Source organism: Polaromonas sp. (genome assembly GCF_039932935.1).
GTDB lineage: Bacteria > Pseudomonadota > Gammaproteobacteria > Burkholderiales > Burkholderiaceae_C > Polaromonas.
This window is the reverse complement of record NZ_JBDTPB010000022.1, coordinates 1-20,796: the sequence shown is the minus strand read 5'-3', so window position 1 is coordinate 20,796 and position 20,796 is coordinate 1. Positions and strand designations below refer to the sequence as shown.

The 20,796-nt window shown below is 62.0% G+C and carries 19 protein-coding genes and 1 pseudogene; 12 read left to right on the top strand and 8 right to left on the bottom strand.

The features are described from left to right. The first annotated feature begins 61 nt into the window (after positions 1–61). The gene (gene metE, locus ABI546_RS03330) at positions 62–2,485 is read left to right on the top strand and encodes a 5-methyltetrahydropteroyltriglutamate--homocysteine S-methyltransferase (protein ID WP_348044088.1); all 2,424 of its coding nucleotides are present in this window, start codon (positions 62–64) and stop codon (positions 2,483–2,485) included. A gap of 143 nt (positions 2,486–2,628) precedes the next feature. On the opposite strand, the gene ABI546_RS03325 is transcribed toward metE, so the two are convergent. The 3 genes from ABI546_RS03325 to purM all read right to left on the bottom strand — a co-directional run bounded on the left by ABI546_RS03325 (position 2,629) and on the right by purM (position 6,325). Then, positions 2,629–3,606 (bottom strand): ParA family protein, encoded by a 978-nt coding sequence (locus ABI546_RS03325; protein WP_348044086.1) that lies wholly within the window; start codon positions 3,604–3,606, stop codon positions 2,629–2,631. A gap of 404 nt (positions 3,607–4,010) precedes the next feature. After that, entirely contained in the window at positions 4,011–5,234 is a 1,224-nt protein-coding gene (locus ABI546_RS03320) for an MFS transporter (RefSeq protein ID WP_348044084.1), read from the bottom strand. 50 nt (positions 5,235–5,284) lie between these two features. Further along, positions 5,285–6,325 carry a phosphoribosylformylglycinamidine cyclo-ligase gene (purM, locus tag ABI546_RS03315; RefSeq protein WP_348044082.1) on the bottom strand — a complete coding sequence of 347 codons (1,041 nt, stop codon included), beginning with the start codon at positions 6,323–6,325 and terminating at the stop codon, positions 5,285–5,287. Between the two features lie 189 nt (positions 6,326–6,514). On the opposite strand from purM, the gene ABI546_RS03310 reads away from it, so the two are divergent. From ABI546_RS03310 to ABI546_RS03280, 7 genes are all read left to right on the top strand, one after another. Beyond that, positions 6,515–7,588: an AI-2E family transporter gene (locus tag ABI546_RS03310; protein ID WP_348044080.1), complete on the top strand. Its 1,074-nt coding sequence runs from the start codon at positions 6,515–6,517 to the stop codon at positions 7,586–7,588. Between the two features lie 44 nt (positions 7,589–7,632). Then, positions 7,633–8,319 carry a DnaA regulatory inactivator Hda gene (gene hda, locus ABI546_RS03305; RefSeq protein WP_348044078.1) on the top strand — a complete coding sequence of 229 codons (687 nt, stop codon included), beginning with the start codon at positions 7,633–7,635 and terminating at the stop codon, positions 8,317–8,319. An 11-nt stretch (positions 8,320–8,330) separates the two neighbouring features. Then, positions 8,331–9,008 carry an HAD-IB family hydrolase gene (locus tag ABI546_RS03300; RefSeq protein WP_348044076.1) on the top strand — a complete coding sequence of 226 codons (678 nt, stop codon included), beginning with the start codon at positions 8,331–8,333 and terminating at the stop codon, positions 9,006–9,008. 6 nt (positions 9,009–9,014) lie between these two features. Next, positions 9,015–10,640, top strand: a complete 1,626-nt coding sequence (gene pcnB / locus ABI546_RS03295; RefSeq protein WP_348044074.1) for a polynucleotide adenylyltransferase PcnB — start codon at positions 9,015–9,017, stop codon at positions 10,638–10,640. Between the two features lie 7 nt (positions 10,641–10,647). Continuing rightward, positions 10,648–11,142 (top strand): 2-amino-4-hydroxy-6-hydroxymethyldihydropteridine diphosphokinase, encoded by a 495-nt coding sequence (folK, locus tag ABI546_RS03290; protein ID WP_348044072.1) that lies wholly within the window; start codon positions 10,648–10,650, stop codon positions 11,140–11,142. 605 nt (positions 11,143–11,747) lie between these two features. After that, a complete protein-coding gene (locus tag ABI546_RS03285) occupies positions 11,748–12,779 on the top strand; it encodes a hypothetical protein (RefSeq protein ID WP_348044070.1) in 1,032 nt (343 codons plus the stop codon). 44 nt (positions 12,780–12,823) lie between these two features. Continuing rightward, positions 12,824–13,831 (top strand): hypothetical protein, encoded by a 1,008-nt coding sequence (locus ABI546_RS03280; protein ID WP_348044068.1) that lies wholly within the window; start codon positions 12,824–12,826, stop codon positions 13,829–13,831. Between the two features lie 218 nt (positions 13,832–14,049). Here the strand turns inward: ABI546_RS03280 and ABI546_RS03275 are convergent, their stop codons facing one another. The 3 genes and pseudogenes from ABI546_RS03275 to pdxH form a co-directional block, all read right to left on the bottom strand. Further along, positions 14,050–14,232, bottom strand: coding sequence for a hypothetical protein (locus ABI546_RS03275; RefSeq protein WP_348044066.1), 183 nt, complete (start codon positions 14,230–14,232; stop codon positions 14,050–14,052). A gap of 84 nt (positions 14,233–14,316) precedes the next feature. Further along, a pseudogene (locus tag ABI546_RS03270) lies at positions 14,317–14,499 on the bottom strand (transposase domain-containing protein); the annotation flags it as partial. A 321-nt stretch (positions 14,500–14,820) separates the two neighbouring features. Then, positions 14,821–15,471 (bottom strand): pyridoxamine 5'-phosphate oxidase, encoded by a 651-nt coding sequence (gene pdxH, locus ABI546_RS03265; RefSeq protein WP_348044064.1) that lies wholly within the window; start codon positions 15,469–15,471, stop codon positions 14,821–14,823. 157 nt (positions 15,472–15,628) lie between these two features. Here pdxH and ABI546_RS03260 point away from each other — a divergent pair, with 157 nt between their 5' ends. From ABI546_RS03260 to ABI546_RS03245, 4 genes are all read left to right on the top strand, one after another. After that, a complete protein-coding gene (locus tag ABI546_RS03260; RefSeq protein ID WP_348044062.1) occupies positions 15,629–16,201 on the top strand; it encodes a TetR/AcrR family transcriptional regulator in 573 nt (190 codons plus the stop codon). Positions 16,202–16,367: 166 nt separating this feature from the next. Then, the gene (locus tag ABI546_RS03255; RefSeq protein WP_348044060.1) at positions 16,368–16,826 is read left to right on the top strand and encodes a (2Fe-2S)-binding protein; all 459 of its coding nucleotides are present in this window, start codon (positions 16,368–16,370) and stop codon (positions 16,824–16,826) included. A 15-nt stretch (positions 16,827–16,841) separates the two neighbouring features. Then, positions 16,842–19,136, top strand: a complete 2,295-nt coding sequence (locus ABI546_RS03250) for a xanthine dehydrogenase family protein molybdopterin-binding subunit (RefSeq protein ID WP_348044058.1) — start codon at positions 16,842–16,844, stop codon at positions 19,134–19,136. Continuing rightward, positions 19,136–19,684 carry a nucleotidyltransferase family protein gene (locus tag ABI546_RS03245; protein ID WP_348044056.1) on the top strand — a complete coding sequence of 183 codons (549 nt, stop codon included), beginning with the start codon at positions 19,136–19,138 and terminating at the stop codon, positions 19,682–19,684. Before ABI546_RS03250 ends, ABI546_RS03245 begins: the two co-directional genes overlap by 1 nt. Before the next feature lie 144 nt (positions 19,685–19,828). Here the strand turns inward: ABI546_RS03245 and ABI546_RS03240 are convergent, their stop codons facing one another. After that, positions 19,829–20,338 carry a superoxide dismutase family protein gene (locus tag ABI546_RS03240; RefSeq protein WP_348044054.1) on the bottom strand — a complete coding sequence of 170 codons (510 nt, stop codon included), beginning with the start codon at positions 20,336–20,338 and terminating at the stop codon, positions 19,829–19,831. Positions 20,339–20,422: 84 nt separating this feature from the next. Further along, on the bottom strand, positions 20,423–20,796 hold a 374-nt coding region (locus ABI546_RS03235), incomplete at its 5' end, for a gamma-glutamylcyclotransferase (protein ID WP_348044052.1).

The window sequence follows — 20,796 nt, the reverse complement described above, 5'->3', positions numbered from 1 at the left end:
ATAATACGTTTATTTGGCCGACCATCGCTCCTCTTGTAGAAATTGCAACGGGAGAAAACGAATGGCAACGGGAATTGAAACGCGCACAGTCCAGACACATACCCTGGGTTTTCCGCGCATGGGCGCGCACCGCGAGCTGAAATTTGCGCTGGAGAAACACTGGCGCGGCGAGATGGACGCGGCCGCGCTGGAGGCAGTGGGCGCCGGGCTGCGCGAGCGCCACTGGGCGGTGCAGAAAGAAGCGGGGCTGGCTTTTGTGACCGTCGGCGACTTCGCGTTTTACGACCACGTGGCCAATCACATCCAGCTGCTGGGCTGCGAGCCGGCGCGGTTTGGCTTTGACGGCAACGAGCCGGAGCTGGGCCGCTACTTCGCGATGGCGCGCGGCGTGAATGTGCGGGCCGGCCACACGCACAGCGAGGAGTGCGGCGGCGCGGCGGGCCAAGAAGAGGGTGGCGCTGGAGGCGGAACGTTCGCCCTCGAAATGACCAAGTGGTTTGACACCAACTACCACTACCTGGTGCCCGAGTTCAACGCGGCCACGGAGTTCAAGCTATCTTCCACGCGCTTGTTTGACGAGGTGGCAGAGGCGCAGCGGGCCGGCCACAAGGTCAAGGCGGTGCTGCTGGGGCCGTTGAGCTTTTTGTGGCTGGGCAAAGAGAAAACGCCGGGCTTTGACCGCCTGAGCCTGCTCGACAAACTGCTGCCCGTGTACCAAACAATCCTGCAGCAGTTAAAGGCCCAGGGCGTGGAATGGGTGCAGATGGATGAGCCGATCCTCGGCCTGGACCTGCCGGTTTCCTGGAGCCCGGCTTTCGAGTCCAGCTATTGGCGGCTTGCGCGCAAAGGGGTGAATCTGCTGGTGGCGACTTATTTTTCGCCACTGCAAGAAAACCTGCGCATGGCGTGCCAGTTGCCGGTGGCGGGCCTGCATGTGGATGCGGTGCGCGCGCCCGAAGAGCTGGTGGGCGTGGCCGACTGGCTGCCCAGCCACAAGGTGCTGTCGGTGGGCGTTGTGGACGGCCGCAATATCTGGCGCACCGACCCTGACGCCGCATTGGCGCGGCTGCGGCCCGTGGTCGAAAAGCACAAGGGCGATCTGTGGCTGGCGCCTTCGTGCTCACTGTTGCATGTGCCTTACGGCTTGCAGGCTGAAGACCAGCTCGATGCAGACATCAAGTCCTGGCTGGCCTTCGCAGTTGAAAAGCTGCAGGAGCTGCGCGTGCTGAAGGAGGTGTTGCAGGGCAATGAAAAGCGCGTGGAAACCGAACTCGCCGATGCCCGCCTGGCCGCCCATGCCCGGCGCAACAGCCCGCGTGTGCACCGGGCCACCGTGGCGGCACGGCTGGCCCAAGCCGCCGCCGGCGCCGACCGGCGGCTATCGCCCTTCAGCCGGCGCCAGCAGGTGCAGCGCCAGCGCTTTGCCTTGCCGCTGTTTCCGACCACCTCGATAGGCTCGTTTCCGCAGACAGCGGAGATACGCGCGGCGCGCGCGGCCTTCAAGCGCGGCGAGATCGGCAAGTCGCAGTACGCCCAAAAAATGCAGGCCGAGATCATGCTGGCGGTGCGCAAGCAGGAGGCGCTGGGCCTGGATGTGCTGGTGCACGGCGAGGCCGAGCGCAACGACATGGTCGAATACTTCGGCGAGCAGCTCGAGGGCTTTGCCTTCACGGCCAATGGCTGGGTGCAGTCCTACGGCTCGCGCTGCGTGAAGCCGCCGGTGATCTATGGCGACGTGGCACGCCCCATGGCCATGACAGTGGCCTGGACGGTCTATGCGCAAAGCCTGACCCGGCGGCCGATGAAGGGCATGCTGACCGGCCCCATCACCATTCTGCAATGGTCCTTTGTGCGCGACGATCAGCCGCGCAGCCTGACCACCGAGCAGATTGCCTGGGCGATTCGCGATGAAGTGGTGGAGCTGGAGGACGCGGGCATCGGCATCATCCAGATCGACGAGCCGGCGATTCGCGAAGGGCTGCCGCTGCGCCGCGCCGGCTGGAAGCCGTATTTGCAGTGGGCCACACGCGCCTTTCGCATCAGCGCCAGCGGCGTGGCCGACGAGACGCAAATCCACACCCACATGTGCTATTCGGAGTTCAACGACATCCTGCCGGAGATCGCCGCGATGGACGCGGATGTGATCACCATCGAAACCAGCCGCTCCGACATGGAGCTGCTGCGCGCGTTCGGTGGAGGCGCCCATTCAGGCGCGGGCGGCTTCAAGTACCCCAACGAGATCGGCCCCGGCGTGTATGACATCCATTCGCCGCGTGTGCCCACGGTGGACGAGATGGTGCGGCTGTTGCGCAAGGCGGCCATGGTGATCCCGGCGGAAAACCTCTGGATCAACCCCGACTGCGGCCTGAAGACACGCGGCTGGCCGGAGACGGAGGCGGCGCTGGGCAATATGGTGCAGGCTGCGCATGTGGTGCGCGGGGAATTTGCGGCGACGGAGGCGGCGAAAGCCGAAGCGGCCGCGTAGGGCCGAGCGTATGTCGGGATGCAGCGGCGAAAATGGAATGCAGATGATTGCTATATTTTTTATAGCTGCTTGCGCTCATCTGAATTGGGCTACAGCCCGTTTTGATGCTAAAACGTCAATGCCGCGGACGCCGAAAGCGTGCGTCAGGTCCCTCGCTTGAGGAAGTGCGGAATCTGCATGCCGTCGGGCGAGTTCACGTTGCGCGACATGGCCGGCGCGGTGCTAACCTGCACAGGCCGGCCGACCGCGCGGGCCGTGCTTTGCGCCGACATGCGGGCGCCATGCACCATCGACTCCTGCGCGGGCATGAGGCTGTTGGAGAGCGAGCTGCCCAGGCGCGAGGGCGCGGCTTTGGCGGCGGGGGGCGGGTTGAGCGGACGGGCGCCAAGTGTTGCGGCGGTCGAAGGCAGGGGCGCGATCATCCGGGTCGGGGTCTTGGCTGGGGCAGTGGCATGCCCTCTTTCGGGCGCGTCGTTGGCGGCTTGCGGCGGGTACAGTGTGGGCCGCAGCCACTGCAGAATCGGTTCCCACTGCTGCAAGTCTTGCGCGGCCGTGCTGGCCGGCAGGTCAAACATCGTCATGCCGCGCTCCAGGCTGCGCACATACAGCTGGGTCTCGCGCAGGGCGCCCAGAAAGGGCATGCCCAGGCTTTCAGACCATTCCGCCAGCGTCTTGGCCGCGTGGGTGCGCCCGTCGATGCGCATGCCCACTGTGGCAAGCCGGCAGCGGCCGCTGGCCACGCGCGGCAAGGCCATCAGCTCGGCGTGGCACTGCGCGGCCGATTCGCGGTCAAACATCGAATTGCACACCGGCATGACGATGACATCGGAAAACATCACCACGCGGGCCAGCTCAAAGCCGTGCATGCCGCCGGGTGTGTCGAGCACGACATGCGTGATGCCTGTGGGCACGCGCAGCATGTTTTTCTGGTCGACGGCCCAGGGTGCGATGGCGGGCAGTGCCGCGTCGCGGCGCTTGAGCCAGCTGCGCGCCGATTGCTGGCGGTCCACGTCGCCCAGCATGACCGAGCTGCCATTGCGCGCACACCATGCCGCGATGTGTGCGGCGAGTGTGCTTTTGCCACTGCCTCCCTTGCGGTTGACCACTGCGATAACGGGCATGAATGCTCCAGGACGTTGAGGGGGCTGACGGGGGAGGGGCCGAGGAAATGGACTCTGTGAATGGGCGCGATGGAACAGTTTGATACAGAAGTAAGGAAAAGTCCAGCAAAGCCCGAAGCACGGGCGCAAGCAGCTAGTATTTTTGTAGCACCGAGGGACGCAGCAGGCCGACCGCCTGGCCATCAAGTTGGGCCGCTACGTCGGGCGGATAGCGCCGCCTCTGTCGAAGCTGATGGCACCCTAATTGGTGCTTGGCTGTTCAGTGAGTCGCTGAAGCTGCCGGTGTGCCGGGCAGGCGTTGGCTTGATGGACTATGATTTTTAAGGGTTTTCCCCGTTTGCCCTTATAGAACCAGCGCGAGCAGCTACTATTTTGATAGCGGTAGGTCCGACTGCAGCACCGGCTCAAGGTTGCCGCAAAGCCTGGCGCCAAACCCACAGCAAAGCCAGCGCGGCGACGCTGAACGCCGCCCCGGCCGCGAAGGTGGCAGGCGCGCCAAGCCGGTCCCACAGCACCCCGGCCAGGGTGCTGGCCACCAGCAGGGCCACGCCGCTGAGCAGATTGAAAAAGCCGAAGGCCGTGCCGCGCAGGTCCGGCGGCGATGCGTTGGCCACCATGGTGGCGAGCAGGCCTTGTGTCATGGCCATATGCAGGCCCCACAGTGCAATGCCTGCGCAGAGCCACAGGCCCGGGTGGCTCCATTGGCCGCTGCCCGCCAGCAGCACATCGGCGGCAATCAGCACCCCCATGCCCCAAGCCAGCAAGGCCGTGTGGCTCGTGGAGTCGGACAACTTGCCAAAAGGGTAGGCACCCAGCGCGTAGACGATGTTCATGCCGATCAGCACCAGAGGCGTGTAGGCGATGGGCAGGCCGATTTGCAGCGCGCGCAGCAGCAAAAATGCCTCGCTGAAGCGCGCCAGCGTGAACACCGCGCCGATGGCGGCCACGTGCCAGTAGGCCGTGCCCAGCCGCCGCAGGTTGGTCTTGCTGATGGGGTTGGGCCGTGGTGCCTCGCTGATGGTGTGCGGGGCGCGAGCCGGTTCGCGCACGCCGAACAGCAGCAGCGCCACAGACAAGGCGCCGGGGATGACTGCCACCCAGAAAATCGCCCGGAAATCGTTGGCCCAGAGCAGCATCAGGCCCATGGCCAGCAGCGGTCCGGTGAAGGCGCCCACGGTGTCGAGCGACTGGCGCAGCCCGAAAGCCGCACCGCGCCTGCCAGGTGGGGCCAGGTCAGCCACCAGCGCATCACGGGGCGCGCCGCGCAGGCCTTTGCCCACGCGGTCAATCAGTCGGGCGGCCAGCACCAGGCCCGACGTGGTTGCCAGCGCGAACAGCGGTTTGGACGCGGCGCCCAGGCCGTAGCCCAGCAGGGCCAGCGGTTTGCGTTTGCCCCAGTAGTCGCTCAGCACACCTGAAAACACCTTGACGATGAGCGCAGTGGCTTCGGCAAAGCCTTCAATCAGGCCGACGGCCAGCATGCTGGTGCCCAGCACGGTCACCATGAACACGGGCAGGAGGCTGTGGATCATCTCGGAGGAGATGTCCATCAGCAGACTGACAAAGCCCAGTGCCCAGATGCCTGCGGGAAGGCGGCCAGCCGTGGGGGAGGGGGCAGGCTGCGGCATGGCTTGTGGGGCTCAGGCCGTGTGCAGTCTTACCCGCGGGCTTGACCGATTTAGCCGACCGTGACTGCGGCGCCGTCGCCCTTGGCGGCGATCACGCCGATTTCATGGACCTGCTCACCTGCGTCGCGCAGGGTCTTGGCCGTGGCCTGGGCGTTGGCCGCATCCACCACCACCACCATGCCGATGCCGTTGTTGAAGGTGCGGTTCATCTCGAAGTCGTCGATGCCGGCGGTTTTTTGCAGCCAGGCGAACAGCTCGGTTTGCGGCCAGCTGCCCTTTTTGAGGTGGGCGGCCGTGCCTTCGGGCAGCACGCGGGGAATGTTTTCGAGCAGGCCGCCGCCGGTGATGTGGGCCAGGGCCTTGATGGGGTGGGCGGCCAGCGCGGCCAAAACGTTCTTGACGTAAAGGCGGGTGGGCTCCATCAAGGCTTGCTTGAAGGGCTTGCCGTCCAGCATGGCGGGCGCAGTGCCGGCTGCGCGTTCGATGCACTTGCGCACCAGGCTGAAACCGTTGGAATGCACGCCGCTGCTGGCGAGACCCAGCACCACGTCGCCGGGCTTCACGTCTTTGCCCGTCAGGATTTTGGATTTTTCGACCGCGCCCACAGCAAAACCGGCCAGGTCGTATTCGCCCGCGGGGTACATGCCGGGCATCTCAGCGGTTTCGCCGCCAATCAGTGCGCAGCCGCTCAGCTCGCAGCCCTTGGCGATACCGCCCACCACGGCTGCAGCCGTGTCCACGTTCAGCTTGCCGCAGGCGAAGTAGTCAAGGAAAAACAGCGGTTCGGCGCCCTGCACCAGCACGTCATTCACGCTCATGGCCACCAGGTCGATGCCTACGGTGTCGTGCATCTGCCATTCAAACGCCAGCTTGAGCTTGGTGCCCACGCCGTCGGTGCCGCTGACCAAAACGGGTTCCTTGTAGCGCTTGGGCACCTCAAACAGGGCGCCAAAGCCGCCAATACCCGCCAGCACGCCTTCGCGCATGGTTTTTTTGGCCAGGGGCTTGATGCGTTCGACCAGCGCGTCACCCGCGTCGATGTCAACGCCAGCGTCTTTGTAGCTCAGGGGGGTGGGAGAAGAGGTGGTCATGTGTCGGCTTTGATGCGGTGAGGGACGGCGGTCTGAGGGCGGGTTTGCAGCCCGGAAGCGGCCTGCAAGCCCGATAGAATTCAGCCTGAGATTCTAAAGGCTGGCCGTCAGGCGCCTTTTGGGCCCTTGCGGGGCTGCTTCTCATGGTTTCCCCATGGCTTTTTTCGCCAAGCTCAACCCAAGGCCTTCATGCAATTCACCGCCACCCAAAAACGCGCCGGCACCTGGTGCCTGATCGCGGCGCTGGTTATCCTGGCGCTGTGGCTGCTGGGGCCGGTCCTGGCGCCTTTTGTCATCGCCGCCGTGCTGGCCTATGCGTTGACGCCGCTGGTCAACCGGCTTGACGACATGGGCAAGGGCCGGTTGCCGCGGGTGGTGGCTGTGGTGGCGGTGGAGTTCCTCTTCATCGTGGTGCTGCTGAGCCTCTTTTTGCTGATCGTGCCCATCATGGCCAAGGAGTTGCCTGTGCTGCGCGAACAGGTGCCGCTGCTGGCCGACAAGCTGAACACCAGCCTTGCGCCGTGGCTGGCCCAGTTCGGCATCCACGTCGCGCTGGACGTGGGCAGCATCAAGGCCTTTGTGCTGAAGTACCTCAATGCCAATTTTGAAGACCTGTTTGGCTCACTCATGTCTTCGCTCAAGCTGGGTGGCAGCGTGGCGCTGGCCGTCATCGGCAATGCCGTGCTGGTTCCGGTGGCGCTGTTTTACCTGCTGATGGACTGGGACAAGTTTGTCGCCCGCGTGCTGGAACTGGTGCCGCCGCATTTGCGCGGCGGTTTTGACAGTTTTACCGAAGAGGCCGATTCGGTGCTGGGCCAGTACCTGCGGGGCCAATTGCTGGTCATGCTGATCATGGCGGTGTTTTATGCCGTGGGCCTGGCGCTGTTCGGCCTGGACCTGGCTTTGCCCATCGGGGTCTTCACGGGCCTCGCAATGTTCATTCCCTACCTCGGCTTTGGCCTGGGGCTGATGCTGGCGGTGCTGGCCGGACTGCTGGAGTTTGCCTCGCTCAAGGCGCTGGTCATGGTGGCCGTGGTCTACGGCATCGGGCAAGTGGTGGAAAGCCTGTACCTTACGCCGCGCCTGGTCGGCGAGCGTATCGGCCTGCATCCGCTGGCGGTGATTTTCGCCTTGCTGGCCTTCGGCCAGCTGTTCGGCTTTGTTGGCGTGTTGGTGGCGCTGCCGGCCAGCGCTGTGCTGCTGGTGGGTATACGCCGGCTCAAGGCCAGTTACATGGCCAGCCGGCTGTACAAGGCCGGGTAAGGGCGGATGAGGTCGAATAAGGTCGGCATGAAAAGATCGTGGGCATGAAACAGATTGCGCTGGACATCGGGCTGGCTTCAGCGCCGTCGTTCGCCAATTTTTTTGGCGGGCCGAATGAAGCCGCGCTCAAGCACCTGGAGCTGTGGGCCGGCAACACGCTGCGCTCGCCGGTGCCTACCTATTTGTGGGGTGATGCCGCCAGCGGCAAAACCCATCTGCTCAAGGCCGTGCGCGAAACGCTTCGCGAGCAGGGCGCTGCCAGCGGGTGGATGGACGCCTCCATGCTGGAGCCGCCCGAGTTCAACGAGTCCTGGGCCGCGGTGATTCTGGACGATTGCCATCTCTACACCGCGGTGCAGCAGCAGGCGGCCTTCAACTGGTTTGTCAACGCGCTGAGCGCCCCCGACGGCCGGCCGCGCTGGGTGCTGGCCGCCGGCCAGGTGCCGCCCGCCGACCTGGCGCTGCGCGAAGACCTGCGCACCCGGCTGGGGTGGGGCCATGTGTTTGCCCTGCAGGCCCTGACCGAAACCGAGCGACGTGCTGTGCTGCGGCGCGAGGCTGATGCCCGCGGCGTGTTTTTGAGCGATGAGGCCATGGACTTCATGTTGACCCGTTTCTCGCGCGATCTGGGCAGCCTGATGCAGCTGCTGGACCAGCTTGATGCGTATGCCTTGCAAACCAAACGGGCTATCACCATCCCCCTGATCAAGTCGATGCTGAAGAGCGAATAAGTGACTGTGAAATGACTGTTTCCCGCAAGATTGCCTTGTTTGATTTGGATCACACGCTGATTCCGATTGACTCTGATTACGAATGGGGCGAATTCACCATCGCGCTGGGCTGGTGTGACAGCACCGAGTTCAAGCGCCGCAACGCCGAGTTTTTTGAGCATTACCGCGCCGGCACGCTCGACATCCACGAATATGTGCGCTTTGCCACTCAGGCCATTCGCGAGCAAGGCGCTATCAATTCAGGAGCTGGTCACGCTCGTTTCATGCGGGATGTGGTGCAAAAAGCCATCACAAAACAGGCGCTGGCGCTGGTCGACGGCCACCGGGCCGCGGGCGATGAACTGGTTATCGTTACCGCCACCAACGAGTTCGTGACGCGGCCCATCGCCGACGCTTTTGGCGTGAAAGAGCTGATCGCGGTCGAGCTGGAGCGCGACGCCCAGGGCTGGGTGACCGGGGAGATTCGTGGCACTCCCTCGGCCCGATACGGCAAGGTCACCCGCATGGAACAATGGCTGGCCGCCAGAAAACTGGGCTGGGACGACGTGGAAACCACGTTCTACACCGACTCCATGAACGATATTGCCTTGCTGGAAAAGGCAACCCACCCCGTTGCAACCAACCCGGACGAGCGCCTGCGGGCCCTGGCGGCAGAGCGCGGATGGCGCATACTTGACCTGTTTATCTAGTTTTCCATGATCAAAAAATTTATCGACAAGCTGTTTGGCAAATCGGACAGCACGGACCCCGGCGCCAAGCGGGTCAAAAAATCACCTTTCGGTCAGCGCCAGGATGTCGGCTTCAAGGAGCACGGCATCGACGTCAATCTGGTGGACGACCGCGCCATGGACGTGGTGCGCACCCTGAAGGATGCCGGCTACGAAGCCTACATCGTGGGCGGTGCGGTGCGCGACTTGCTGGTCGGCCTGCGTCCCAAAGACTTCGACGTCGCCACCGACGCCACGCCCGAGCAGGTCAAGTCGCTGTTTCGCCGCGCCTTCATCATCGGCCGGCGCTTTCGCATCGTCCACGTCATCTATGGCCGCGGGCGCGAGCATGAAGTGATCGAGGTGTCGACCTTCCGCGCGCATCTCGACAGCAGCCTGGCCGAGCAGGTCGGCGGCAACGAGCGCACCAGCAAGAGCGAACTGGCCGGCATGAAGCATGCGGTCGACGCATCAGGCCGGGTGCTGCGCGACAACGTCTGGGGCCCTATCGAGCAGGACGCCGCGCGCCGCGACTTCACCATCAACGCGATGTACTACGACCCCGAAACCCAGGTGGTGGTCGACTATCACAACGGCATCAAGGACGCCAAGAAAAAGATCATCCGCATGATCGGCAACCCGGCGCTGCGTTACCGCGAAGACCCGGTGCGCATCATCCGCGCCGTGCGTTTTTCCGCCAAGCTCAACGCCCTGGGATTCAAGTTTGAAGACAAGACCGTGGCGCCGCTGCGCGAGATGAAGGGCCTGCTGGCCGACGTGCCGCAGTCTCGCCTTTTTGACGAAATGCTCAAGCTGCTGCAGACCGGTCATGCGCTGGCCAGCATCAAGCAGCTCAAGTTCCTGGGCTTGGGCACCGGTATTTATCCGCTGCTCGACGTGGTGGTTGAAAACGCCGACGACCCCTTCCTGAAGCTCGCTTTGCAAGACACCGACCGACGCGTCGGCGAAGGCAAACCGGTGGCCCCCAGCTTTTTGCTGTCTTGCGTTCTGTGGTCTGACGTGCGTGAGGGCTGGGAGCAGCGCAAAAAGCGCGGCGAGCACCTCATGCCGGCGCTGCAAGATGCGATTGACGATGCCTTCAACGCCAAGATCGGCGACGTGTCGGGCCGCGGCAAGCTGGGCACCGACATGCGCGAGATCTGGACCATGCAACCCCGCTTTGAAAAGCGCGTCGGCAGCGCGCCGTATTCGCTGCTCGACCAGCCACGCTTTCGTGCCGGCTTCGACTTCCTGCGCCTGCGCGCGCAGACCGGCGAGATCGACATGGAACTGGCCGAGTGGTGGGAGAAATTCAGCACCGCGTATGACGACGAGCGCCACGCCATGATTGAAGAGGCGCGCCAGGCCCAGCAGAACAAACCGCAAGCACCACGGGTCCGTGTCAAGCGCGCCGATGCAGAGGCCGGTTCAGCGCATGCCGAACGCACGACGACTGATACAGCTGATGTGTCCGGCGAGCAGGGCGACTCAGCACCAGCCAAAAAACGCCGCCGTCGCCGCAAGCCGGCCAACCGCGGTGGGGCAAGTGGGACTGAAGGCGGGGGCGGCGAAGCTGCTTCTTCGCCCTCATCGGATAGCGCTCCCAACACCTGAGGGCCCAATGGTTCGCGCCTATGTTGCCTTGGGCGCCAATCTGGGTGATGCCGCGGCGGCCTTGCGGCAGGCCGTTGAGGCGATGAGCCAGCTGCCGCTCACGCAAGTCCGCCAATCCTCCAGCCTCTACAAAACAGCGCCACTCGATACCGATGCGAGCGAGGCTTCAGCTGCGCCCGGCGACGACTACCTCAACGCCGTTGTCAAACTCGAAACCGGTCTCACGGCGCCCGCCCTGCTCGATCACCTGCAACACATCGAGCAGCAAGCCGGCCGCGAAAGGCCTTACCGCAACGCGCCCCGCACGCTGGACCTGGACTTGCTGCTCTATGGCAGCGCCCGCATCGAATCAGAGCGCCTCACGCTGCCGCATCCGCGCATGGCACAGCGGGCGTTTGTGCTGGTACCGTTGGCAGAGATTGCGCCCGAGCTGGTCAGCGCAGCGCAGCTGGCGGCGGTGGCGCAGCAGCGCATTGAGCGGTTGGGCCGTCTCGCAGATTGAATTGCCTGCGCGTTCAATCGGCTTAATCGTCGTCCTGTTCTTGCACCGCGGCAAGGCTCCGCGTCTACTTCAGCGCTGAGCGGCACCACTTCTGCTGTCTTGGAACCAGTGCCTCGCGCTCTGCAATGCCGCCTACCCTAACCTGGCTCAATTTCTACACCCATACGAGATTGCACTCGACGCTGGGCTACGTCAGGCCAATGACGTTTGAGCAACGCTGGATCGCGGCACAGCAGCAAGAAAAGAAGGCCGCATAATGGTCAGCACTACGGAGTGCGGACAACAGGGGCGAGATTGGTTTTTCTCGCGAATAAATTTGATTGGTCACGGTCAGAACGGGATGCCGCGAAGACAGTGACCAGTCTGGAGCTGGAAGAGGTTGGATATAAATGGAAAGCTCTCACGGATTGCGCCGCGTCGCTGTAATGGAAGGAGAAAGTTAGCGCGCTGACGTGTGAAGTCCGCAGATCACGATAGCGCTGCAGAAGACTGCGACGGCAAACCTGGCGGCATCGCAGTAGAAATAGCGCACCGAGGCTGTTTTTCATTTCGGATGCGAAACCGATGGGCTTAAACTTCTCCTCAACAAAATTGGGGAGGAATTTATGAGGGAGTGGATTCGAATTCTTGGTTTGATTCTTTTGGCAATGTTCGTGAACAGACACGTCAATGCACAAAGTGTTTATGCCCCCGGTGAAGTCGGGAAGATCGTTCTGGCGGCCTACAACCAAAATGACTTTTCGACGCTTGACAAGTTAGCCACCAAACTACGCACAGAAAAGAGTCGAACCTCTTACGGACGCTGGAATCTGTCAGATTTTTATGATGCCTTGTATCGCGCCATGCTTGAGGGGCGCGAAGACAATTCCTCAGAGCAATGGAGTAAAGCTGAGGGCAAGATAAATCGCTGGGTGGCGATTTCCCCTCAATCATCCACTGCGCCAATTGCTCTGGGTACCGCGCAGACGTGGCATGCATGGGCTCTGCGCGGTAATGGCTATGCAAACACCGTAACGCCTAAAGGCTGGGAAGACTTGGCAAAGCACATGGCGATTGCCCGCAATACGCTTGAGGCTAACAAGAGAATCAGCAGTGATGACCCACAGTGGTATGTCGTGATGCTGCACGTGGCGCTCGCCGAGAGTTGGAAAAGAGATCAATACATGGCCTTGTACGAAGAAGCCATATCGAAAGAACCTCTTTATTACGACACACACCTCAGGGCGTTAGAGCGGTTCACTCCTAGATGGGGCGGAGATATACAGGAAATTCAGCAATTCGCTGCTATAGCCGTGAAGCGGACGGCAGCAGCAGAAGGTCAAGCACTGTATGCACATGTCTACTGGTCGGCAGTACAAGACATAGGATTCAAAGCGCTCTTCGCGGAACCGTATCGCAGTTCAATTTGGGTTCAGATGAAATCGGGCTTTGAGGACGTGCTCAAGAAATACCCCGATGACTGGAACAGAAATGTATACGCAAGAATGGCGTGCCAGATGGGCGAAGTGGACTTGTTTATTTCATTAGCCCGCCAATTCAACGGCGAGCCTATTAAAAGCAAAAGTGCGTGGCCTGGGGACTACTTTCAAAAATGCAAAGAGTACGCTGCGGCACTTCGACCAAACAACCCGCTTTGAGCGTTTCACAACCCAGGCACATCGGAGGATCTGTGAGTAACCTAGTGAAAATCTTTTCTATCGCTCTATTAGGCTGGATGGCTAGCTCCGCCGGCGCCCAAGTCACCACATATACGCCGACCGAAATAACGCAGATCGTGACGACTTCATTCCAAAATGATGATTTTGCTACGCTGGACAAGATGGCAATTCAGTTCCGCACTACCAAGAGCCGATCCTCTTCTGGAAGCTGGAATCTCGCGATTTTCTACAGCAATTTCAGAAATGCGATGTATGAGGGAGGTAAGCAAAATTCAGATGAGCAGTGGCAGCGTATTGAAGAAAAGATATCGCGCTGGGTTGCGACCACTCCAAATTCAGCAACTGCACCAATTTTTCTTGCGTGGGCTCAACTTCGACACGGGTGGTCTTATCGCAACAATGGCGTTGACAACACAGTGACGGAAGAGGGGTTTAATAAATTTTTGCACTACGTTTCGATGTCCGAAAACATCTTGAAGAAGCATAAGCGCGTTAGCAGCGTTGATCCAGAATGGTACGTCATGATGTTGAGCTTGGCCAAGCATCGCAAAATGAATGATCGCGAATATGGACTACTGTATGAGGAAGCTCTAAAGGTCGAGCCTGGTTATCACGATACTTATAAAGCCGTTGCAGAAACTGTATCGCCAATGTGGAGCGGCAATATAGCGCAACTCAGCGCGCTTGCATCCGATGCGGTTAGACGGACAAGCGCGGTGGAGGGAAACGCTCTCTATGCGCGTATCTTCTGGTCTGTTTCGGATCGATACAGCGGAGTTTGGTATCACATCCTGTCTACCGGCGGTTGGCCGCTCATGAAATCAGGCTTCGAAGACATGATCAAGCAATACCCCGACGATTGGAATAAGAATGCGTACGCTAGATTTGCTTGTAAAGCCGGCGATGTAGACCTATTTTTAAAACTCACACGCCAATTTTCCGGCAACCCAGACGTTGAGGCTTGGCCAGGGAACAGCTTTCAACAATGCAGGGATTACGCTGCCCGAATGCGGCCTACGACCCCGATTTGATTTGATTTGAGTGGCGGGGCCGGAACAGCCCATCTTCTCGGGGGCAGGCCCGGCGCCCGCAGCCGGCGTGACACCAAAGGATGCAGCCCGGCCGGGTTATTGGTAGCGATGGTCAAACACAATGGAATGGGCTGTTTGGACTGCGCTCGTCCATATTGAGGAGGCGATAAAAGCGTCCGACCATTGCCCTCTTGACGCAGATGCTGAACGCATAGCGGTTACTGGGTCCTGTTTACTTCGTCAATGAAATGGTCGTACTCATAGGCGGCCTCGATGGCGGCATCGAGGCGCTGCAGCAGGTCGTTCAGAGTCTCGCAGGACTGGCGCACCAGCATAGCCAGACAATTGTGCTTGTCGGTTGCGGTGGCCACGCATTCAAATGGATATACCGGCCCGATCACAATTTCCCACCCTCTTCAATCAACGCTTCAATACTGATCTGCCCGGGTGATGGTTTTGACCGCTTCCTGGTTTTCCGGTCATGTTCATGCCGCCTTCTGCTCAAGTGCGCCTGCCGCATCCATCTCCAGCGCAAGATTCCACGGCGGCAACTCATCGACCCGGTTGACCCGATGGTGTGCAATGCGCCTGATCACCTCGGTGAGGTAAGCCTGCGGATTGACCGCATTGAGCTTGGCCGTCTCGATCAGGCTATAGACGGCAGCAGCGAAACTTTGGGTCATCCCGTTCTGTCGATAGGAGATGAGAGCTACCTGGTCTACGGCGATCTCAGACCTGTTGGGTTCACCTCGTCGGATGCGGTGTACGGCAAGAGAATATGCAAGCCGTCAAAGCTTTGGTTTCCGGATGGCTGGAATAGTAGGTGAACGGAAACCTAAAAAGTACTCCACCTGACTGCCGAAATGCACCTGTGCAGCTCTTCATCAAGCGGACGCCCTTAAGTCACGCTCATACTTGAACGTTAAACGAACCTGATGGGCCACTGAGAGCACCAGAATCGCACCGGGCCTCCCTGAGGCTTTGCAATACTATGGTGCAAGCCGCTCGCGCAGCCAGACCGCATCACTCTGCAGCGTATACCGCAGACGGTCATGCAGCCGGCTTTTGCGGCCTTGCCAGAACTGCCAGTTGTCGGGCTTCAAGCGATAACCGCCCCAGTGTGGCGGGCGCGGTGGCTGCAAGAGAAACTTTGCACCGTATTTGGCCGCATTGGCCACCAGCACGCCGCGCCCGGTAATCACTTCGCTTTGCGGGCTGGCCCAGGCGCCTATGCGAGAGTCCAGGGGGCGGCTGTTGAAGTAAGCGTCGCTTTCTTCCGCAGAGACTTTTTCGACCACACCCTCGATGCGCACCACGCGCTCCAGTTCGACCCAGTGAAACTGCAGCGCCGCATACGGGTTGCCTGCCAGCTCGTGCCCCTTGCGGCTGTCGTAGTTGGTAAACCAGGTGATGCCGCGCTCGTCATAGCCCTTGATCAGCACGATGCGGGTGGAGGGGCGCAGGTTGCTGGCCACGGTGGCCAGCGTCATCGCATTAGGCTCGGGCACCTCGGCAGCGATGGCTTCTGTTAGCCACTGGTCGAATTGTTTGAGCGGGTCTGCCTGCGAAGCGTCTTCGTTGAGTTCGGCGCGTTCGTAGCTTTTGCGCAGGTCGGCGATGGAGAGGGTGGGCTGGCTCATGCCCTTGATTGTGCCCGCTCGGACCATTTCCTTGCCTGCCGGCAGCCCTTGCTCCACGCAGGCAGCGTGAAAGAGGGTGAAATTGCGCATAGACCAAGGCGCGGAATCGAGATGGGCTTGATGGCGAATTAATATTCGCTTATATTCCCACCTTCGCATGAAGCCCAAAGACGACGAAAAGCAGCGCGCCATTGCCGAGGCCACCTTCAATCTGGTGGCCCAGACCGGCCTGAGCGGGCTGACTATGGCCGATATCGCCCGTACCGCCGGCATTGCCACGAGCACGCTTTACGTCTACTACCCGTCCAAAGACGAGCTGATCAGCCAGCTCTATGAAGAGGCCAAGGCCGCGACCATGCAGCGCCTGATGGAAGGCGTGGTTCCCGGCTCTCCGCTGCGCAGCCGGGTGCGGCGCATCTGGGGCAACCTGCTGCGTCACCGGCTGGAGCGCCACGCCGAGGTGCTGTTCCAGGAGCAGTACTACAACTCTCCCTGGTTCACGCAGGGCAACCGGGAGCTGTCGGCCAGGCTGGCGGCCAGCTTTCTTGCCCTGATGGAAGAGGGCCAGCAGCAGGAAATTTTCAAGCCCGTTCCACTGCCTCTACTCACCGCCAGCGTGGTGGGTTCGGTGCGGGAAACCGCCAACCTGATACGCACCGGGACGCTGCCCGACGATGAGGCGGTGCACCAGGCCGCCTTCAGCCTGTGCTGGGACGCCATCAAGGCTTGACTGCCCGGCTGGGCAAATACCCCTGCTCTTTGTAGGCCAAGTTTTAATTGATAAAACCCGCATTTAAGCGAATATAAATTCGACAAGTGGCTTTTCAGTCGTTCTGCAATTCCCGTTGACCCTCTCCCTCTTTATCCCCCTAACAAAAACCGCAAGGAGCCCCACGATGCCCACCCTCAACATCAATGGCAAGGACGTATCCGTCAACGCCGCCGAATCCACCCCCATCCTCTGGGCTCTGCGTGACACGCTGGGCATGACAGGCACCAAGTTCGGCTGCGGCGCCGCGCTGTGCGGCGCCTGCACCGTGCATCTCAATGGCGCGGCCATTCGCTCGTGCGTCACGCCAATCTCGGCCGCCGCCGGCCAGAAGATCACCACCATCGAAGCCGTGGCCAGCGACCGTGTCGGCAAGGCTGTGCAGGAGGCCTGGGTCAAGCACGACGTGGCCCAATGCGGCTATTGCCAGAGCGGCCAGGTGATGAGCGCCACCGCCTTGCTCAAAGGCAATGCCAAACCGAGCGATGCCGACATCGACGGCGCCATGGCCGGCAATATCTGCCGCTGCGGCACCTATGTGCGCATCCGCGCCGCCATCAAAGACGCCGCCCTGGCCCTGGCTTGATTGAAGGAGAACACCATGTATTCCAACTCCACAGACACTTTCGACATCGCCGCTCAACTGCCAAAAGGCCTTCAAGCCCTTATGCAACGAGCGCAAGCAGCTACTAAAAACATAGCAGACGCTGAACTGCTGCGGCGCAGCTTTCTCAAGGTCGCCACTGCTGGCGGCTTTGCGTTGGGGGCTTTTCCGATGCTGGCACCGGCGCAAACCATGGCGACGGCCGGCGCACCGGGCGCGTCCAGCCTCAAGCCGACGCAGCAGCCTTCCGCTTTTGTGCGCATTGACCGGGATGGCACGGTGACCGTCACCATCAACCGGCTCGACTTTGGTCAGGGTGTGCAGACCGGCCTGCCCATGATCCTGGCCGAAGAGCTTGACGCCGACTGGGCACTGGTCAAAAGCCGGCACGGCAATGCCGACCCGGCTTATATTGACCCGGCTTTCGGCATGCACATCACGGGTGGTTCGGGCTCCATCAAGAACTCGTACACGCAGTACCGTGAACTCGGCGCACGCACCCGCGCCATGCTGGTGTCGGCCGCAGCGGCGCAATGGGGCGTGGACGCCGGCAGCCTGCGCACCCAGCAAGGCGTGGTCATAGGCCCCGGCGGCAAGCGCCTGACCTACGGCGAGCTGGCCGAAGCGGCCATGAAGCTGCCGGTGCCGGAGACTGTCACGCTCAAGGACCCGAAGCAGTTCCGCATCATCGGCAAGCCCACGGGCCGGCTTGATGCACGCGCCAAATCCACGGGTGGCCAAAGCTACGGCATTGACGTGCGCCTGCCCGGCATGCTGACGGCTGTGGTCGCGCACCCACCGGTGTTTGCCGGCAAAGTCAAATCACTGGACGACACAGCGGCGCGCGCCATTCCCGGCGTGAAGGCCGTGCTGCGTGTGCCGCTGGACCGCGGGGGCGAAGGCGTGGCGGTGGTGGCCGAGGGCTACTGGGCTGCCAAGCAGGGCCGTGATGCGCTCAAGGTCGAATGGGACACCAGCGGCGTCGAAAAGGTTGACAGCGCACAGCAACTGACCAGCTACCGCGCGCTCGCGCAGAAAACCGGCGCGCTCAAGTACAACGACGACATCGGCAAGATGGCGTCGGCGCCCAAAAAAATCAGCGCCGAGTTTGTGTTTCCCTACCTGGCTCACGCGCCCATGGAGCCATTGAACTGCACCGTGCAATTCAGCGGACAGGGCGCTGACGCGAAGGCCGAGCTCTGGCTGGGTACGCAAATGCCCGGACTGGACACGCTGGCCGCGTCCAAGGCGCTGGGCGTGGCGCCGCAAAACGTCAAGATGAATGTGCAGATGGCCGGCGGGGGTTTTGGCCGCCGTGCCATTGCGACCAGTGACTATGTCGTTGAAGCCTGCAATGTCGCAAAGACCGCACGCGGCGCCGGGCTCACGGCCGCGGTGCGCACGCTGTGGAGCCGCGAGGACGACATCAAGGGCGGCTACTACCGCCCCATGCATGTGCACCGCGCGGAGATCGGCTTTGATGCGCAGGGCAACATCCTGGCCTGGGACCATGTCATTGTCGGCCAGTCCATCGTAGGCGGCACGCCTTTTGAGAGCTTCATGGTCAAGGATGGCGTAGACGGCACCATGGTCGAAGGCATGAAAGAGCCTTATGAGATCCCGATGCGGCTGTCTGTGCATCACCCCAAGCTGAACGTGCCGGTGCTCTGGTGGCGCAGCGTGGGTTCCACCCACACCGCCTACGTGATGGAAACGCTGATTGACGAGATCGCGCGCAGCACGGGGCAAGACCCGGTGGCTTTTCGCATGAAGCAGTTCGGCAGCAAGCACCCGCGCCACGCCGCGGCGCTGCAGCTGGCGGTCGATAAATCCGGTTACGGCAAACGCACGCTGGCCGCCGGGCGCGCATGGGGCGTGGCGGTGCATGAGTCCTTCAACACCGTGGTGGCCTATGTGGTCGAAGCGTCCGTCAAGGACAACACGCCGGTGCTGCACGGCATCACCGCCGGTGTGCATTGCAACCTGGCCATCAACCCGACCAGCATTGAAGCGCAGGTGCAGGGCGCGGCGCTGATGGGGCTGTCCATGTGCCTGCCGGGCGCGGCCATCACGCTCAAGGACGGCGTGGTCGAGCAAAGCAACTTCGGCGACTTCCCGGTGCCGCGCATCACCGACATGCCGACGGTGGCCGTGTTCATCGTGCCCAGCGCCGATGCGCCCACGGGCCTGGGCGAGCCCGGCCTGCCACCGCTGGCCCCGGCTTTTGCCAACGCGGTCGCCAAACTCACAGGCAAGGCGGCGCCGCGCGAGCTGCCCTTCAAGCTGGCTTGATGGACGGCGGCAAGCCCACGGTGCTGGTGCTGGCCTCGGGCCGGGGGGAGCGCTTTGCGGCATCTGGCGGCGGAACGCACAAGCTGCAGGCACTGCTGGCCGGCAAGCCTGTGCTGCAGCACACGCTCGACGCCGTGGTCGCCAGCGGCTTGCCGTGGCACCTTGAAAACGCAGGCCACCCCGGCATGGGCGACTCAATCGCCGCCGCTGTGCGGGCCACGCCCGATGCGGCGGGCTGGTTGATCTTGCCGGGCGATTTGCCGCTGCTACGGAGCACCACGCTGCAGGCGGTAGCCCATGCGCTGACGCAGCATTCAGTGGTGGTGCCGATGTTCCAGGGCGAGCGCGGCCATCCGGTCGGGTTTTCGGCCGCCTGCCGCGATGCGTTGCTGAGTTTAAGGGGAAATCAGGGCGCAGCGCCCGTGGTTCGAGCGCAAGCAGCTATCAATTCTGTAGCGTATGTAGATGTGACCGATGAAGGCGCCGTCACGGATATCGACACGCTGGACGATTTGCTGCGGGCCGAAGTTCTGTTCGCAGCGCGTTGATGGCGGCAAGTCAACGGAGCAGAGCGGCCGTGCGTAACGGTTGGGCCCCATTCAAGCCAGGGCCGCGGAACCGGCTTTGCCGGGCCGCAGGCGCAGCGCCCCCTCGGGGGGCAGAGCGCTACGCGAAGCGAGCAAACGTGGGGGCTAACTGACAACCGCACAAGCCAGCCGCGGTCCGGCATTGCCGGTAGGTTGGGTCTTGTAGTCGTCGGGATCGCGGTGGACGATCAGGCCCTTGCCTACGATATTGGTCGCGCCGCTGCCGACTGAAATGGTTTTTGATTCAAAGCTGAACCTCGCCACACCGCCGGCGTCGGCCTTCAGACTGGGCAGGTCGCCGGTATGGTGGGTCATGTCCGAGTGGTTGCCATGTTGCTGGGCGGTGGGGTTGAAGTGCCCGCCTGCGCTCATGCCGTCGCCGCTGGAGCAATCGCCTTTTTCATGCACATGAAAGCCGTGCTCGGTATTGGGCTTGAGGCCGCGTATCTCGCCTGAAACCAGCACCTTGTCGCCCTTTTTTACAAAACTGACAGTGCCGCTGGCGGTGTTGCCGGTGGTGCTTTGCAACTGGGCTACCGCGCGCGGGCCGCTGGTGGTGGAAGCGCAAGCGGTAAGCACAAGGGCGGCGGCGAAGGGAACCAGATGGCGTTTCATGATGCAGGTCTCCGGGTAGTTGATTCAGGGGCTCACTGTAGGGCGCATGGCTCGCACTGACAAGCGCAAAGCCGCGAACAGTGCTTATCTGGCGAATTCCAGCAGTTTTCCCAGCGCATGGTCGTGGATTCCCAGGGTCTTGAGCTTGTCATAGGTGAGTTGTGCGTATTCGCGCGTGGTGCCGTAGCGCCCGCAGGAGTCCGAAAATATCTGCCGGTAGACGTCTTCGCTGAGCACCCCCGTGTGGCTGGGGCTGCGCTTTGACAGCGTGAAGGCCAACGCCCGCACGTCGCCTTCGGAGGTCTGGCAGCGCAGCCACTTTGGGTCGTACACGCCGTTGGGCATTTCGCGCGCCCACAGGGCGGGCAGGGCGCCGGCGACCTGTGCCCGGGGGATGCGAAACACCATGCCCTTGCAGCTGCCGCCGTGCAGCAGGCCGAACACCAGGCCCGGGCATT

What these genes read in the sequence shown, in the direction of transcription:
- metE (WP_348044088.1), top strand. Translation starts at nt 62, where the DNA reads ATGGCAACGGGAATTGAAACGCGCACAGTCCAGACACATACCCTGGGT.
- ABI546_RS03325 (WP_348044086.1), bottom strand. Translation starts at nt 3,606, where the DNA reads ATGCCCGTTATCGCAGTGGTCAACCGCAAGGGAGGCAGTGGCAAAAGC.
- ABI546_RS03320 (WP_348044084.1), bottom strand. Translation starts at nt 5,234, where the DNA reads ATGCCGCAGCCTGCCCCCTCCCCCACGGCTGGCCGCCTTCCCGCAGGC.
- purM (WP_348044082.1), bottom strand. Translation starts at nt 6,325, where the DNA reads ATGACCACCTCTTCTCCCACCCCCCTGAGCTACAAAGACGCTGGCGTT.
- ABI546_RS03310 (WP_348044080.1), top strand. Translation starts at nt 6,515, where the DNA reads ATGCAATTCACCGCCACCCAAAAACGCGCCGGCACCTGGTGCCTGATC.
- hda (WP_348044078.1), top strand. Translation starts at nt 7,633, where the DNA reads ATGAAACAGATTGCGCTGGACATCGGGCTGGCTTCAGCGCCGTCGTTC.
- ABI546_RS03300 (WP_348044076.1), top strand. Translation starts at nt 8,331, where the DNA reads ATGACTGTTTCCCGCAAGATTGCCTTGTTTGATTTGGATCACACGCTG.
- pcnB (WP_348044074.1), top strand. Translation starts at nt 9,015, where the DNA reads ATGATCAAAAAATTTATCGACAAGCTGTTTGGCAAATCGGACAGCACG.
- folK (WP_348044072.1), top strand. Translation starts at nt 10,648, where the DNA reads ATGGTTCGCGCCTATGTTGCCTTGGGCGCCAATCTGGGTGATGCCGCG.
- ABI546_RS03285 (WP_348044070.1), top strand. Translation starts at nt 11,748, where the DNA reads ATGAGGGAGTGGATTCGAATTCTTGGTTTGATTCTTTTGGCAATGTTC.
- pdxH (WP_348044064.1), bottom strand. Translation starts at nt 15,471, where the DNA reads ATGAGCCAGCCCACCCTCTCCATCGCCGACCTGCGCAAAAGCTACGAA.
- ABI546_RS03260 (WP_348044062.1), top strand. Translation starts at nt 15,629, where the DNA reads ATGAAGCCCAAAGACGACGAAAAGCAGCGCGCCATTGCCGAGGCCACC.
- ABI546_RS03255 (WP_348044060.1), top strand. Translation starts at nt 16,368, where the DNA reads ATGCCCACCCTCAACATCAATGGCAAGGACGTATCCGTCAACGCCGCC.
- ABI546_RS03250 (WP_348044058.1), top strand. Translation starts at nt 16,842, where the DNA reads ATGTATTCCAACTCCACAGACACTTTCGACATCGCCGCTCAACTGCCA.
- ABI546_RS03245 (WP_348044056.1), top strand. Translation starts at nt 19,136, where the DNA reads ATGGACGGCGGCAAGCCCACGGTGCTGGTGCTGGCCTCGGGCCGGGGG.
- ABI546_RS03240 (WP_348044054.1), bottom strand. Translation starts at nt 20,338, where the DNA reads ATGAAACGCCATCTGGTTCCCTTCGCCGCCGCCCTTGTGCTTACCGCT.